This window comes from Paenibacillus nitricinens (assembly GCF_052056485.1).
GTDB classification, from domain to species: Bacteria; Bacillota; Bacilli; order Paenibacillales; family Paenibacillaceae; genus Paenibacillus_AQ; species Paenibacillus_AQ nitricinens.
Map to the genome: position 1 here is coordinate 5,359,588 of NZ_CP183948.1, position 16,037 is coordinate 5,375,624.

Here is a 16,037-nt window from a genome sequence, read left to right on the forward strand (position 1 = left end):
ATATAGTTCATATTCTATTTTAAGGAGCTGACGATTGATTATGTCTAGTAAAATAACTTTAGGTAGAACAAATTTGCAGGTACTCCCTCTTGGGCTGGGTGCCAATGCTGTTGGCGGGCATAATTTATTTCCCGGCTTAAATGATGAGACTGGTAAAGACATTGTTCGCAATGCTCTTGACCATGGGATCAATTTCATTGATACCGCCTTTATCTATGGTCCAGGTAGATCCGAGGAACTGATTGGAGAAGTGCTGAGAGAAAGAGGCGGTCGTGACAATGTGGTCATTGCTACTAAGGGCGCTCATAAGATTACTGGCGATAAGGTTACGATCGACAACTCTCCAGCTTTTCTAAGGCAGTCTGTGGAAGACAGCTTGAAACGCCTCCAGACCGATTATATCGATCTTTACTATATTCATTTCCCTGATGAAAGCACTCCTAAGGATGATGCTGTCGGCGAGCTTAAGAAACTGAAGGATGAAGGAAAAATCAGAGCGATTGGTGTCTCCAACTTCTCCATTGAACAGCTGAGAGAAGCCAACAAGGACGGCCATGTAGATGTACTCCAATCCCATTACAACCTGCTGCATCGTGATGCGGAAAAAGACCTGCTCCCTTACACGCAGGAGCATGGCATTTCTTTCGTTCCTTACTTCCCACTGGCGTCAGGACTTCTTGGCGGCAAGTATAAGCAAGGCGATACGTTCAGCGACAATAGAAAGAACAACCCAATGTTTCAAGGAGCGACCTTTGCCAAAAACCTGGAGAAGGTGGACAAGGTTCGCCAAATTGCCGATGCCAAAGGTGTTGAAGTCGCACATGTGGTGCTAGCCTGGTATTTGACCGTACCTTCCATCGACGCACTTATTCCCGGGGCTAAACGTCCGGAACAGATCGTATCGAATCTCCAGACTCTAAAAGTTCTGCTGAAACCAGATGAGATCAAAGCGATTGATTCAATCTTTAAGGCGTAATAGCGCCTTATATGTAAGTAATACGAAGGGGTTGTCCTAGAAGTCATGAAATGGCTACTGGGGCAGCCCCTTTTAGCTCCCACTAACGCCATCGCTATCGGATTCAGCCGACCTTAAAAGCAGCATTATTCCCCATTTGGCATCTTATCGGACCCCATAGCCGCTATTGGTCTAAAAAACATCCCATATAGACCCTTTTCTACGGATTAGCGCTACTGGAGTCCGAAAGCCTTAATAAATGATCAAGACTCGATAGCGCAGCTAGCCAACAAACAAAAATACAGGGCAGCGTATTCTTACCGAATATCCTAAATTCTTTGTATTAGTAAATATTGTTTGCTATACTTTCTCTGTGTATCAGTAGACTTTAATTTTTATACAAAGGGGAATTCCTTGATGATTATTCAACCTAAAACACGCGGATTTATATGCACAACAGCCCATCCAGAGGGATGCGCCAAACAAATAGAACAACAAATTGAATATGTAAAAGCACAAAAGAAAATTGAGGGACCTGCGAATGTACTCGTCATCGGTGCCTCTACCGGATACGGACTAGCTTCCAGAATTTCAGCTGCATTTGGTGCTGGCGCCAATACCATTGGTGTGTTCTTCGATAAAGCAGCGGAAGGTCAGCGCACCGCTTCTGCAGGCTGGTACAACTCCGCTGCCTTTGAACAACAAGCAGCAAAGCTTGGACTTAAATCACACAGCATAGTTGGCGATGCTTTCTCTGATGCTATTAAAGAGAAGACCATTGCATTGATTAAAGCTGAATATGGCACCATCGATTTAGTTATTTATAGTGTCGCTTCACCTCGTCGTACCCACCCGGTAACAGGGGAAACCTTCTCCTCCGTTATTAAACCAGTGGGAACAGCTTATTCGAATAAAACCTTAAACTTCCATACAGGCGAAGTATCCATGACCACCATTGAGCCTGCTAATGAAGAAGAAGTACGTCAGACAATCGCTGTAATGGGCGGCGAAGACTGGAGAATGTGGATCGATCAGCTTCAAGCAGCTGATGTCCTTGCAGATGGTGCTACTACCGTTGCTTACTCCTACATCGGGCCTGAAATCACTCATCCTATCTATCGGGACGGAACAATCGGCCAAGCCAAGCACGATCTGGAACAAACTGCGATTCAAATGAATGACCTTCTTTCATCAAAAGGCGGACGTGCCTTTGTGTCCGTTAATAAGGCGCTCGTAACTCAGTCCAGCTCAGCGATTCCTGTAGTGCCCCTTTATATCTCAGCCCTTTACGAAGTGATGAAGGAAAAAGGCCTGCACGAGAACTGTATTGAACAAATGTATCGCTTGTTCTCTGAGCACCTATACGGCGAAGGCAAGGCTACTGCTGACGGAAGCTGCTTGATCCGCATTGACGACTGGGAAATGCGTGAGGACGTTCAGACAGAGGTTATGAAACGTTGGGACGAGCTGACAACTGATAATGCAGGTGAGCTAGCAGATCTTGAAGGCTACCGCCAAGATTTCTTCAATCTGTTTGGCTTTAGAACAGATGGCGTAGACTACGAAGCAGATATTGATCCTAATGTCGACATTCCGAATATGTACTAGAATGATTCTGAGCACATCCATATAATAATTATGGATGTATAAAAAAAGAGGTTGTCTGCAAAAGTAGTGAATTCTACTGAGTTGGCAGCCTCTTTTTTTGCACTTTGCTTGCAGCCTACCTATACGTCGTAGGGCATATTGGCTTAGCCTCCCACTTTGTGATATGGTTTGATAGAATACTGCAAGTTCTAACTTACATTCTAAGGAGTGAATCCCTCATGGTTAAAAAAATTAGTGTAGCGAATGGTGCACTTGAGGTGTCCCAAATTTCGCTTGGCTGTATGCGGATTGCGGACTTGTCTGCAAAAGAGGCTGATACACATGTACATAGTGCGTTGGAGCTCGGAATAGACTTCTTTGATCATGCCGACATCTACGCAGGTGGTAAGGCCGAAGAAGTATTCGCAGGTGTACTAGAGAACAATCCTGGTATGCGTGATAAAATGATGATCCAAACCAAATGTGGAATCCGCGACGGTTTTTTTGATTTCTCCAAAGAGCATATCCTACAATCCGTCGAAGGCAGTCTTAAGCGCTTAAAGACCGATTATATCGATGTGCTTCTGCTTCACCGTCCTGACACGCTGTTCGAGCCGGAAGAAGTGGCTGAGGCTTTTGACATTCTGGAGAGCAAAGGTTTGGTCAAGCATTTTGGTGTCAGCAACCAAAACCCATTGCAAATCGAACTGCTCAAGAAAAATGTAAAGCAACCGTTGCTATTCAACCAGCTCCAATTAAGCATTATGTTCACGGGTATGATTGATACCGGTTTTAATGTGAATATGACCAACTCCGGTTCGGTTGTCCATGATGGCGGGATCTTGGAGTACAGCCGTCTACACGACATGACCATTCAGCCATGGTCGCCTTTCCAATATGGCTTTTTTGAAGGTGTATTCTTGGACAACGACAAGTTCCCTGAATTGAACGAGGTCATTAACCGTTTGGCAGCTGAAAAAGAGGTTACCAATACTGCTATTGCCATTGCCTGGATTCTCAGACATCCGGCAAATATGCAGCCTGTTGTAGGTACAACCAATACGCAGCGATTGCGGGATATTGCCAAAGCATCCGATATTACACTCACCAGACCAGAATGGTATGAAATTTACCGCGCTGCGGGTAATATCCTTCCATAAATATTAAAAGCCACGAAGTACGCTAATATCGCACTTCGTGGCTTTTTTTGTGACTATGATTGAAACCGTATAACTCTTATAAAAAAAGAAACGGCATCTCTGCCGTTTCTTTAAAGGATGGACTCTCAGGGGCTCGAACCCTGGACAAATAGATTAAGAGTCTACTGCTCTACCAACTGAGCTAAGAGTCCACAATATAATGATTTACCTTACTAAACTTGAAAAGCAAAAGCTCTTAGCTTAACGCATAAGAGCTTCGCTTGCTCATTGATACCGGCGAGAGGACTCGAACCTCCACGGTTTCCCTCTCGATTTTGAGTCGAGCGCGTCTGCCATTCCGCCACGCCGGCAAAGTATGAAGTTAAAATATGGCGCGCCCTGAGAGATTCGAACTCCCGGCCTTTTGATTCGTAGTCAAACGCTCTATCCAGCTGAGCTAAGGGCGCAAAATTTATATGGAGCGGACGACGGGAATCGAACCCGCGACCCTCGCCTTGGCAAGGCGATGCTCTACCGCTGAGCCACGTCCGCACACAGTATGTATTAGTGTCCGACTCACTTAAGAAGTGAGCCATGAAGGACTCGAACCTTCGACACCCTGATTAAAAGTCAGGTGCTCTACCAACTGAGCTAATGGCTCATGAAGCAAGAAAAATGGCGGAACCGACGAGATTCGAACTCGCGATCTCCTGCGTGACAGGCAGGCATGTTAGGCCAACTACACCACGGTTCCAAAAGATATAATTGCTTGATGAAAATTGGTTGCGGGGGCAGGATTTGAACCTGCGGCCTTCGGGTTATGAGCCCGACGAGCTACCGGGCTGCTCCACCCCGCGTCATTAAAAAATATTTAGCTATCCATTACAATAAGAAAGCTTCATGGTGGAGGCTGAGGGGATCGAACCCCCGACCCTCTGCTTGTAAGGCAGATGCTCTCCCAGCTGAGCTAAGCCTCCATGTAAAGAAGCAACTCAATTATCATAACACAATCTAAACTGTAATGCAACCTTTTATTTCTGAAGAAAAATTAGGTTTTAAAGAATTGGTGACCCGTATGGGATTCGAACCCATGTTACCTCCGTGAAAGGGAGGTGTCTTAACCCCTTGACCAACGGGCCTTATTGAAAACAAAATGTTTTGACAACAAAAAAGATTATATCATGTATTTCGAAGTATAGCAATACCTAAATTAATATATTTTCACTTTTCTCCTATAATAGCGTTAAAGTGATATCAAGCTTACTGGCTATCAACTCAACGACTTCTAAAGTAGTCAGGTTATTTGTGTCTAATTGATCTTTGAATACATCCTTATTAAGCCCTGTGAGGCATCTGTCGATCTGTTGAACGGTCCATGAGTCTTTTCCTTCACCTCTACCACCCAATCTCTTGAGCAGCGTCTCTCGTGAGGCACACAAAGTAAAATGGTGAACCTCTAATCCTTCATTTATTAGATTACCAGCAATGTCCATCCAATATTCTGGGTTGACTATGGTCATAGGCACGATAACCGTTCCCCTATATTCGCTAGCTATGTATTTTAACATGGAATGGTTAATTTCACGCCAAAGATAATAGTCTTGAAAGTCACTTTTTGTCATCACATCAGGAATGTTTTCCCTTATGTAATACCCTACATTCTCTGGATCGTATACAAAAGAATTAGGAATTCTGCGATGTAATTCATATGCAGTTTCTGTCTTTCCCGCACCAAAAGCTCCATTGATCCATATTATCATGATCTTTATCCCCCATGAATAATCTATTAGTGACTCTATTAAAGCACATTATCATAAAAACCCTTACAAGCAAATACTCTGTACAAGGCATAACAAAAAGACCACTGTCGATGACTCAACAGTGGTCTTGCGTGCTTGGCAACGTCCTACTCTCCCAGGACCCTTCGGTCCAAGTACCATCGGCGCTGGAGGGCTTAACGGTCGTGTTCGGGATGGGTACGCGTGGAACCCCTCCGCTATCGCCACCAAACGGGCATTTGCGGTACAAATGCATTATTCAGGTCTCAGCATCGCCAAATGCTGAAAACAAATTCATCATCATACAGCCACTAGGACCATATGGTTTAGAACTTGATTCCTGAAAACTGAATCCGAATCGAATTTGCGTTTTAAGTATAGGATAAGCCCTCGACCGATTAGTATTGGTCAGCTCCATGCATTACTGCACTTCCACCTCCAACCTATCTACCTCGTCGTCTTCAAGGGGTCTTACTAATTGGGAAATCTCATCTTGAGGGGGGCTTCACGCTTAGATGCTTTCAGCGCTTATCCCGTCCGTACGTAGCTACTCAGCCATGCTCCTGGCGGAACAACTGATGCACCAGCGGTACGTCCATCCCGGTCCTCTCGTACTAAGGACAGCTCCTCTCAAATTTCCTGCGCCCACGACAGATAGGGACCGAACTGTCTCACGACGTTCTGAACCCAGCTCGCGTACCGCTTTAATGGGCGAACAGCCCAACCCTTGGGACCTACTTCAGCCCCAGGATGCGATGAGCCGACATCGAGGTGCCAAACCTCCCCGTCGATGTGGACTCTTGGGGGAGATAAGCCTGTTATCCCCAGGGTAGCTTTTATCCGTTGAGCGATGGCCCTTCCATGCGGTACCACCGGATCACTAAGTCCGACTTTCGTCCCTGCTCGACTTGTAGGTCTCGCAGTCAAGCTCCCTTATGCCTTTGCACTCTTCGAATGATTTCCAACCATTCTGAGGGAACCTTGGAACGCCTCCGTTACTCTTTAGGAGGCGACCGCCCCAGTCAAACTGCCCGCCTGACACGGTCCCCGTACCGGATTACGGTACTAGGTTAGAACCTAGATACGATCAGGGTGGTATCCCAACGGCGCCTCCACCGAAGCTTGCGCTCCGATTTCTACGGCTCCCACCTATCCTGTACAGATCGTACCCAAATTCAATATCAAGCTGCAGTAAAGCTCCATGGGGTCTTTCCGTCTTGTCGCGGGTAACCTGCATCTTCACAGGTATTAAAATTTCACCGGATCTCTCGTTGAGACAGCGCCCAAGTCGTTACGCCATTCGTGCGGGTCAGAATTTACCTGACAAGGAATTTCGCTACCTTAGGACCGTTATAGTTACGGCCGCCGTTTACTGGGGCTTCGGTTCATAGCTTCGGGTTACCCCTAACCACTCCCCTTAACCTTCCAGCACCGGGCAGGCGTCAGCCCGTATACTTCGCCTTGCGGCTTCGCACAGACCTGTGTTTTTGCTAAACAGTCGCTTGGGCCTTTTCACTGCGGCCCCCTCGTGCTATTCACACTACCGGGGCACCCCTTCTCCCGAAGTTACGGGGTCATTTTGCCGAGTTCCTTAACGAGAGTTCTTCCGCGCGCCTTAGAATTCTCTTCTCGCCTACCTGTGTCGGTTTGCGGTACGGGCACCTTCTCCTGGCTAGAGGCTTTTCTTGGCAGTGTGAGATCATGACCTTCGCTACTGTAATTTTCGCTCCCCATCACAGCCCAGCCTTAACGATGTGCGGATTTGCCTACACATCAGCCTCACTGCTTAGACGGACATATCCATCAGTCCGCGTCACTACCCTCCTGCGTCACCCCATCGCTCATAGCGGATTACGGTGGTACAGTAATTTCAAACTGTTGTCCTTCGACTACGCCTTTCGGCCTCGCCTTAGGTCCCGACTTACCCTGAGCGGACGAGCCTTCCTCAGGAAACCTTGGGCTTTCGGCGGATCAGATTCTCACTGATCTTTTCGTTACTCATACCGGCATTCTCACTTGTATGCTGTCCAGCGCTCCTTACGGTACACCTTCAACCCACATACAACGCTCCCCTACCCCAGATACATATGTATCTAGCCATAGCTTCGGTGGTGTGTTTAGCCCCGTTACATTTTCGGCGCAGAGTCACTCGACCAGTGAGCTATTACGCACTCTTTCAATGGTGGCTGCTTCTAAGCCAACATCCTGGTTGTCTGTGCAACTCCACATCCTTTCCCACTTAACACACACTTGGGGACCTTAGCTGATGGTCTGGGCTGTTTCCCTTTTGACAATGGATCTTAGCACTCACTGTCTGACTCCCGGCAATAAGTATATGGCATTCGGAGTTTGACTGAGCTTGGTAATCCTTGCGGACCCCGCACCCAATCAGTGCTCTACCTCCACTACTCTTATACCGAGGCTAGCCCTAAAGCTATTTCGGGGAGAACCAGCTATCTCCGAGTTCGATTGGAATTTCTCCGCTACCCCCACCTCATCCCCGCATTTTTCAACATGCGTGGGTTCGGGCCTCCAGTGCGTGTTACCGCACCTTCACCCTGGACAGGGGTAGATCACACGGTTTCGGGTCTACGTCCACATACTAAATCGCCCTATTCAGACTTGCTTTCGCTGCGGCTCCGTCTTCTCGACTTAACCTTGCATGTTAAACGTAACTCGCCGGTTCATTCTACAAAAGGCACGCCATCACCCATAAATAGGGCTCTGACTTTTTGTAAGCACACGGTTTCAGGTTCTATTTCACTCCCCTTCCGGGGTGCTTTTCACCTTTCCCTCACGGTACTGTTTCACTATCGGTCGCCAGGTAGTATTTAGCCTTAGCAGATGGTCCTGCTGGATTCATACGGGGTTTCACGTGCCCCGCACTACTCGGGATCCGTCTCGGAGAGAACACAGTTTAGGCTACAGGGCTTTTACCTCTATCGCGGGCCTTTCCAGACCTCTTCACCTACCATATTCCTTTGTAACTCCATGTGAGACGTCCCACAACCCCTAAGAGCAAGCTCTTAGGTTTAGGCTGTTCCGCGTTCGCTCGCCGCTACTGACGGAATCACTATTGTTTTCTCTTCCTCAGGGTACTTAGATGTTTCAGTTCCCCTGGTCTGCCTCTACATCTCCTATGTGTTCAGAGATGAGTAACTGCGAATTACCACAGCTGGGTTTCCCCATTCGGACACCCCCGGATCAAAGCTTGCTTACAGCTCCCCGAGGCAGTTTCGTTGTTCGCCACGTCCTTCGTCGGCTCCTGGCGCCTAGGCATCCTCCGTGTGCTCTTATTAGCTTAACCTTGATTTTTCCGCAGGAAAATATCATACAATGACATTTCTCTTGGAATCATCTCACTAATAACATTTACTTGTTTTCACAAGTTGCTAAAAGATGTTCTAAAACGCAAATTCGTTTCGGTATCCAGTTTTCAAGGATCAAGTCTTACTTGAGAGCTTAAACTCTCAAAACTGAGCAACGAGTGAGTAACAGGCCTAAACCTGAGATTTGGAAGTTTAACTTCCGATTTGAATGTCTCCATTGCAGGAAACGATTCTCCATAGAAAGGAGGTGATCCAGCCGCACCTTCCGATACGGCTACCTTGTTACGACTTCACCCCAATCATCTACCCCACCTTCGGCGGCTGGCTCCCTTGCGGGTTACCCCACCGACTTCGGGTGTTGTAAACTCTCGTGGTGTGACGGGCGGTGTGTACAAGACCCGGGAACGTATTCACCGCGGCATGCTGATCCGCGATTACTAGCAATTCCGACTTCATGCAGGCGAGTTGCAGCCTGCAATCCGAACTGAGACCGGCTTTGATGGGATTGGCTTCACCTCGCGGCTTCGCTTCCCGTTGTACCGGCCATTGTAGTACGTGTGTAGCCCAGGTCATAAGGGGCATGATGATTTGACGTCATCCCCACCTTCCTCCGGTTTGTCACCGGCAGTCACTCTAGAGTGCCCAACATTACTTGCTGGCAACTAAAGTTAAGGGTTGCGCTCGTTGCGGGACTTAACCCAACATCTCACGACACGAGCTGACGACAACCATGCACCACCTGTCTCCTCTGTCCCGAAGGCCGCCACTATCTCTAGTGGATTCAGAGGGATGTCAAGACCTGGTAAGGTTCTTCGCGTTGCTTCGAATTAAACCACATACTCCACTGCTTGTGCGGGTCCCCGTCAATTCCTTTGAGTTTCAGTCTTGCGACCGTACTCCCCAGGCGGAGTGCTTACTGTGTTAACTTCGGCACCAAGGGTATCGAAACCCCTAACACCTAGCACTCATCGTTTACGGCGTGGACTACCAGGGTATCTAATCCTGTTTGCTCCCCACGCTTTCGCGCCTCAGCGTCAGTTACAGCCCAGAAAGTCGCCTTCGCCACTGGTGTTCCTCCACATATCTACGCATTTCACCGCTACACGTGGAATTCCACTTTCCTCTTCTGTACTCAAGTCACCCAGTTTCCAGTGCGACCTCAGGTTGAGCCCAAGGTTTAAACACCAGACTTAAATGACCGCCTGCGCGCGCTTTACGCCCAATAATTCCGGACAACGCTTGCCCCCTACGTATTACCGCGGCTGCTGGCACGTAGTTAGCCGGGGCTTTCTTCTCAGGTACCGTCACTCCGGTAGCAGTTACTCTACCGGACGTTCTTCCCTGGCAACAGAGCTTTACGATCCGAAAACCTTCATCACTCACGCGGCGTTGCTCCGTCAGACTTTCGTCCATTGCGGAAGATTCCCTACTGCTGCCTCCCGTAGGAGTCTGGGCCGTGTCTCAGTCCCAGTGTGGCCGTTCACCCTCTCAGGTCGGCTACGCATCGTCGCCTTGGTGGGCCGTTACCCCACCAACTAGCTAATGCGCCGCAGGCCCATCCCTCAGTGACAGATTGCTCCGTCTTTCATTCTTTCTTCAGGAGAAAAAAGAAATTATCCGGTATTAGCTACCGTTTCCGGTAGTTATCCCAGTCTAAAGGGCAGGTTGCCTACGTGTTACTCACCCGTCCGCCGCTAAGTCATTTTGAAAGCAAGCTTTCAAAATGACTCCGCTCGACTTGCATGTATTAGGCACGCCGCCAGCGTTCGTCCTGAGCCAGGATCAAACTCTCCAATTAGTATTGAAAAGAGCGATATGCTCATTTTGAAACATCTGACGAGAAAATTAATTCTCTAATTTTGGATTTCACTTTCGTGATTTCCTACTCACTCGTTGTTCAGTTTTCAAAGATCAAGTTCTCGTTGACGCCGTTTAATGTCTCAGCAGCAACTTTTATAATATATCATGTTTTCCGATGAATTGCAACACTTTTTTTTCAAAGTCTTTTGTAATTTCATTCGGATTAACATTCACCAACCGAAAGTTTATATCTCCTCTTTACGACTGGATTTATAATGTAACATATAACCCACTCTAAAAACAACCCCTAAATTCAAAAAAATAAGTACTTCTTCTTCACTCCTACATCTCGTTCACACCTTATCATAAAAAACGTGTAGATTCTAATAATCAGAACCTACACGTTAAATAGAAATTGGATGTTAGTTTAGACTGTATTAATTAGAAATCCACGGATTTCTGCGTTTCTTTGAGCTCTCTGTACGACCACCAGCATTGGAACGTTGAGACTTCACAACTGTTTTGTTTTTCTTACTGCTGTTTTGACTCGAGGTCTTTGCTTTTGATGCCGTTTCCTTCGTTGCAATTCCCTTGCTCTTGAGAGAAGCGCCAGAAGTGGATTCCTCACTCACTGTTCTAGCAACTTCGGGAACGTCCTGTACAAACGTTTCAGGATCTTGGATTTCCGGAACCCGATTATGCTGCGAATAATTACCAATACCTGGATACTGTGGATTAGACGGAATACTCGACATTATCGGCCCGCCAAAAGCTCCAAGTGGAGATGCTGGAACTATTCCCTGATTAGGTGTTCCTGCTCCATAAGCAGAGAATCCATTTGGGTTTCCATATGCAGGATAGGTATTATATACGGGCATTTCATATGAATAGGGTTGAACATGCATCCCTCCACACCCACAAGTAGTTGGCCAAGGAAGGTTCGATGACATCCCATACATCGGGTTCATTCCTGAAACATTAGCCTCCATATGGTTAGGTGCAGCGTTCGGATTCCATTGTTCTGGACTCATCATATTAGGCGCAGCGTTCGGATTCCATTGTTCTGGACTCATCATATTAGATGCAGCGTTCGGATTCCATTGTTCTGGACTCATCATATTAGGTGCAGCGTTCGGATTCCATTGTTCTGGACTCATCATATTAGGCGCAGCGTTCGGATTCCATTGTTCTGGACTCATCATATTAGGTGCAGCGTTCGGATTCCATTGTTCTGGACTCATCATATTAGGCGCAGCGTTCGGATTCCATTGTTCTGGACTCATCATATTAGGTGCAGCGTTCGGATTCCATTGTTCTGGGCTCATCATATTAGGTGCAGCGTTCGGATTCCATTGTTCTGGACTCATGTTAGGTGAATACATATTTTCTGAATAGTTGTATGGAGACATGCACTCAGGTCCATATGACGCCGGTTGAACATAACTTGGTGCCCAATTCATATTCATATTAGGGCTATTTTGATAGGAATCATAGAGATAAGGATTTCCTCCTAGGCCTGGATATCCCATATTGTCACAAGAATCTGCCTTTTCCTCTTGGTAAGCCAATGGCTTCATCTCAGCTTTTGCTGCCTCATGATGAGCTACAGGCTCTTGATTTGGAACTGTAATCTGAACGAATAAGCTCTGCATTTCAATTTCTTGCACAGGAGCAACTTCCATCTGCATATTCGGCGCAGGATTTGGTGCAGCATTTTGAGTATTAATAGGGGCGATGTTCATTGATGGGTGTGGTGCAGAATTATACAAAGGTGAGACATTGGGCGATGATTTAGGTGCAGGTTTAGTTTCCGCTTTAGCTTCGGGTTTATTTTCTGCTTTTGCCTCAGGCTTATTTTCTGCTTTTGCTTCCGGTTTAGTTTCTGGTTTGACCTCTGGTTTAGTTTCCGGTTTTGGTGCAGGAACTACTTCAGCAACTGGCTGTTCTTTTGGACCCGTATATTCCTTCCCGCCAACTTGTGTTTTCTCAGAAGCATTAGAAGGCATGTAGCCTGGCTGTACGGGTGAAGCGTTTGATGTTTTTTTAGGAATGTTGACTACTTCCCCTAACATCAATACATTCGGATTCTTTAGCTGGGGGTTTGCTTCAACCATATCCTTTAAGGGGATTCCCCAAGCCTTAGATAATTTCCATAAGGTATCTCCTTGTTTGACTGTATGCTTGTAGTAAACTTCACTGTTATCCGGTACGGATACAGGAGCCGTAGGTATTTTTACTTTTTCACCAAGTGCCAGCACATTCGGATTACTGATCTGTGGATTAGCTTCAATAATTTTTTGTAACGGCACTCCGTACTTTTGCGATAATGCATACAGACTATCGCCTTGTTTGACAATGTGTATTTTCACGTAGCATTAACCTCCTAAAAGTTTTGTGGAGTATTGCTTTCTTACAGCTACACAGCAAAACTGGCTTTGAAAGCAAACACCCTTTGGATGGAACATTGCTCTCTTACAAAGTTATATGCGGTACAGCCGCCTCCTTCGTTACTACATCTTATGCAGCCCATGGGCGAATGACATCCCTGAAATAAAAAAAATCCTTTCATGAGACATGAAAAGATTTACCAGAGACCTCCGGCCATCTTCTTCATATGCATGAAAGGATATCTAATGCCTATTCAATACTCATTACACGACTAGCACGTAAAGAGCACATTGTACGATTAACTGTTATTCCCAAACCTTGTAGCCATCTTTGTCAACAACGTTGCGGAACTCTTCAAGTAATTTCAAAGTGATTGGACCCGCTTGTCCTTCACCAATGATTCGGCCGTCAATTTCACGCGCAGCAATAACTTCAGCAGCAGTACCTGTGAAGAATACCTCGTCCGCTATGTAAACATCATGCATAGTGAACGGTTCTTCTTTTAGCTTAATACCCAATTTCTCACATAACTCGATGATCGCCAGACGTGTGATTCCTTCAAGCGCTCCCAAATAGCAAGGAGGAGTGAAGACCACACCATTTTTGATAATGAAAATATTATCACCAGATCCCTCAGTAACATATCCTTGGGCATTCATCATAATCGCTTCATCGGCTTCTGCCAGATTGGATTGAATTTTCACTAGAATATTATTGAGATAGTTAAGCGATTTAATCTTCGGATTCAGTGCATCCGGAATATTACGACGTTGGGATACAGAAACAGCACGAAGCCCGTTGATGTACGCTTCTTCTGGGTAAATAGCCAGTTGTTCAACGATAATGATTACGCTGGCTTTAGGACAACGACGTGGGTCAAGACCCAAGTTACCAGGACCACGGGATACGATCAGTCGAATATAGCCGTTACGCATGTCGTTAAGGCGAATCGTTTCAGCCATAGCTTCCAGCATCTCGTCATAAGTGAGCGGAATGTCCAGCATGATCGACTTCGCCGAATCATATAGTCTGTCCAAATGCTCTTTACATTTAAAAATATTACCGTTGTAGATACGAATACCTTCGAATATGCCGTCTCCATACAAAAAACCGTGATCAAAAACGGATACCTTTGCATTTTCCTTAGTTACGTGTTGTCCATCCAGATAGATCCATTGTTCAGCCATGAATTTACTGCACCTCCGCTTTCTCTTCCTCATAGGTGTATGTGGGATACGAGCCCAGAATCCGAACCTGACAGCCTAAAGCGCTAATCTCTTCAATCGCTCCTGGCAGCAGGACTGATTCTATCGGTTCCAGCACATCAATATAAAAATAATAAGTACCCAACTTCTTTTTCGTTGGTCGTGATTCAATACGCGATAAATTCAGCTTCCGCCAAGAAAAGGCAGCGAGGACCTGATGTAAAGCACCTGGAAAATCCTCCGGCAACGTTACAAGGACACTCGTCTTTACCCCATTGCTGCTCCGTGGAAGATCTGCCTTCTGCGGGCCAACAAGAACAAATCGTGTGTAGTTGTTATTGTGATCTGTAACTTTCCGATCTACAATCTCTAGCCCATGAGTAGCAGCGCCAAGAGCCGTACCTATTGCAGCCCAGCCCTTGCCAGGATTGTTCTTAACGATTTCGACAGCTTCCGAGGTACTTCCGACCGACTCCAGTTCAGCCCAAGGTGCATGCTTCCGAACAAATTGCATGCATTGTGCCATGGCAACCGGATGCGAAAGGATTTTTTTCATTCTAGTGAAATCCTTATTCCCGTCAGCATCTCTGAATTCCAGCGGGTGACCAATGAGATTCTGTATCGAAGGAAAGATCCATTCCGCCTGCATAGGCAGATCGACCTCATTAATGAGCCAATCAATGTGTAGACTAACTGAGCCTTCAATCGTGTTCTCAATCGGGATAACGCTGTAGTCAGTGGCGCCACCAGCCGTTGAGAGAAAGACATCGGAAATTAACTTGTGATGCACAATATTCACAGGTTCACCTTTAAACAAATGCAGCAGCGCTTCGTGAGATACCGAGCCCTGCGGCAATACCGCTATTGATTTCATAACCGTACTTCTCCTTTTATCATATCCAAAAATGAATCGTTTTGCATCTCGTTTCTTTCAAGAAGCTTTGATGTAACACCTGAAGTACAAGGCATAAGCCAGCAAGTCTGAGCAGAGATGCCGTGTTCTTGCATCGTATTTATCAGGAAAGCCTCAAGCTCTTGCTTACGAGTCTCATGGCGATCAACTAAACACAGCAGGGTAGGACCGGCACCGCTAAGTGCGATTCCTAAAGCACCGTGGTTAGGCGCTTCCGCGAGCAGCTTCTCCATGCCTGGAATAAGTGCTGCTCGATAGGGCTGATGCAGACGATCCTGCATCGCTCTGCTGATCAGGTCAAGCCGACCTGATGCAAAGGAGGCTGTCATTAAAGAGGTTCTGCTGATGTTGTACACAGCATCACTAACTGAGATTTCTGTTGGAAGCACTCCCCGTGCTTTTGTGGTCTCCAGCTCGAATTCAGGAATAACCACTAGAACCTCTAGATCTTGTGGAGGTTCTAGGCGAACGTAATCCGCATGATCACCGTCCCACACTGCGGTAATGATGCCACCAAACAAGGAAGCCCCTACATTGTCGGGATGCTTCTCAAGCTGGGTAGCCATATCAAACAGTTTGGCATCATCCAGTGGAGAACCGATCATCGTATTAGCAGCGACCATACCCCCGATGATGGCTGAAGCACTGCTGCCGAGCCCACGTGTAAGCGGAATCTCAGAGTACATCGATATAGATATTTCAGGCACCGTAACGCCTGCCTCTGCAAATACCATTTGAGCGACCTTATAGAGTAAATTACTCTTATCCTGAGCCACTCCCTTCATCTCATCACCATAAAGATGAAAAACAGTCTCCTTGGCTTCCTCCATCTCAATCCAGGCATACAGCGGCAAAGCCATGCCGAGAGTATCGAAGCCCGGACCAAGATTAGCTGTACTAGCAGGTACTTTAACCCTTGCTACTCCATAAGTACTCATAACAG

Annotated in this window: 8 protein-coding genes, 9 tRNA genes and 3 rRNA genes; 3 read left to right on the forward strand and 17 right to left on the reverse strand. The window is 46.6% G+C overall.

Annotation, left to right across the window (positions count from 1 at the left end; genetic code table 11):
* The first annotated feature begins 40 nt into the window (after positions 1–40).
* The 3 genes from ACN6KS_RS23945 (at position 41) to ACN6KS_RS23955 (ending at position 3,702) form a co-directional block, all read left to right on the forward strand.
* Positions 41–976 carry an aldo/keto reductase gene (locus ACN6KS_RS23945; protein WP_440960650.1) on the forward strand — a complete coding sequence of 312 codons (936 nt, stop codon included), beginning with the start codon at positions 41–43 and terminating at the stop codon, positions 974–976.
* Between the two features lie 396 nt (positions 977–1,372).
* A complete protein-coding gene (gene fabV, locus ACN6KS_RS23950) occupies positions 1,373–2,563 on the forward strand; it encodes an enoyl-ACP reductase FabV (protein WP_280788879.1) in 1,191 nt (396 codons plus the stop codon).
* A 218-nt stretch (positions 2,564–2,781) separates the two neighbouring features.
* Positions 2,782–3,702, forward strand: a complete 921-nt coding sequence (locus ACN6KS_RS23955) for an aldo/keto reductase (RefSeq protein ID WP_440960651.1) — start codon at positions 2,782–2,784, stop codon at positions 3,700–3,702.
* A 118-nt stretch (positions 3,703–3,820) separates the two neighbouring features.
* On the opposite strand, the gene ACN6KS_RS23960 is transcribed toward ACN6KS_RS23955, so the two are convergent.
* From ACN6KS_RS23960 to thrB, 17 genes are all read right to left on the reverse strand, one after another.
* Positions 3,821–3,893 (reverse strand) — tRNA-Lys (locus ACN6KS_RS23960).
* 80 nt (positions 3,894–3,973) lie between these two features.
* Positions 3,974–4,052, reverse strand: a tRNA-Leu gene (locus tag ACN6KS_RS23965).
* A gap of 19 nt (positions 4,053–4,071) precedes the next feature.
* Positions 4,072–4,148, reverse strand: a tRNA-Arg gene (locus tag ACN6KS_RS23970).
* A gap of 10 nt (positions 4,149–4,158) precedes the next feature.
* Positions 4,159–4,233: transfer RNA gene (locus tag ACN6KS_RS23975), tRNA-Gly, on the reverse strand.
* Between the two features lie 36 nt (positions 4,234–4,269).
* Positions 4,270–4,342: transfer RNA gene (locus ACN6KS_RS23980), tRNA-Lys, on the reverse strand.
* Between the two features lie 15 nt (positions 4,343–4,357).
* Positions 4,358–4,435 (reverse strand) — tRNA-Asp (locus ACN6KS_RS23985).
* A gap of 26 nt (positions 4,436–4,461) precedes the next feature.
* Positions 4,462–4,538, reverse strand: a tRNA-Met gene (locus ACN6KS_RS23990).
* Positions 4,539–4,582: 44 nt separating this feature from the next.
* Positions 4,583–4,658 (reverse strand) — tRNA-Val (locus tag ACN6KS_RS23995).
* Positions 4,659–4,745: 87 nt separating this feature from the next.
* Positions 4,746–4,820, reverse strand: a tRNA-Glu gene (locus tag ACN6KS_RS24000).
* 93 nt (positions 4,821–4,913) lie between these two features.
* Positions 4,914–5,441, reverse strand: coding sequence for an AAA family ATPase (locus tag ACN6KS_RS24005; RefSeq protein WP_440960652.1), 528 nt, complete (start codon positions 5,439–5,441; stop codon positions 4,914–4,916).
* A 133-nt stretch (positions 5,442–5,574) separates the two neighbouring features.
* Positions 5,575–5,691: ribosomal RNA gene (gene rrf / locus ACN6KS_RS24010) — 5S ribosomal RNA — on the reverse strand.
* 146 nt (positions 5,692–5,837) lie between these two features.
* Positions 5,838–8,766 (reverse strand): 23S ribosomal RNA (locus ACN6KS_RS24015).
* 262 nt (positions 8,767–9,028) lie between these two features.
* A 16S ribosomal RNA gene (locus ACN6KS_RS24020) occupies positions 9,029–10,586 on the reverse strand.
* Together the 16S, 23S and 5S rRNA genes form the textbook arrangement of a ribosomal RNA operon.
* Positions 10,587–11,025: 439 nt before the next feature.
* Positions 11,026–12,957, reverse strand: coding sequence for a LysM peptidoglycan-binding domain-containing protein (locus tag ACN6KS_RS24025; RefSeq protein WP_440960653.1), 1,932 nt, complete (start codon positions 12,955–12,957; stop codon positions 11,026–11,028).
* Positions 12,958–13,281: 324 nt separating this feature from the next.
* Positions 13,282–14,163, reverse strand: coding sequence for a branched-chain-amino-acid transaminase (ilvE, locus tag ACN6KS_RS24030; protein ID WP_094873196.1), 882 nt, complete (start codon positions 14,161–14,163; stop codon positions 13,282–13,284).
* A gap of 4 nt (positions 14,164–14,167) precedes the next feature.
* Positions 14,168–15,055 (reverse strand): prephenate dehydratase, encoded by an 888-nt coding sequence (gene pheA, locus ACN6KS_RS24035; RefSeq protein WP_094873197.1) that lies wholly within the window; start codon positions 15,053–15,055, stop codon positions 14,168–14,170.
* Complete coding sequence (gene thrB, locus ACN6KS_RS24040) at positions 15,052–16,032, reverse strand: homoserine kinase (RefSeq protein ID WP_341135543.1); 981 nt, start codon at positions 16,030–16,032, stop codon at positions 15,052–15,054. The genes pheA and thrB overlap by 4 nt, the downstream gene beginning before the upstream one ends.
* Between the last annotated feature and the right edge of the window lie 5 nt (positions 16,033–16,037).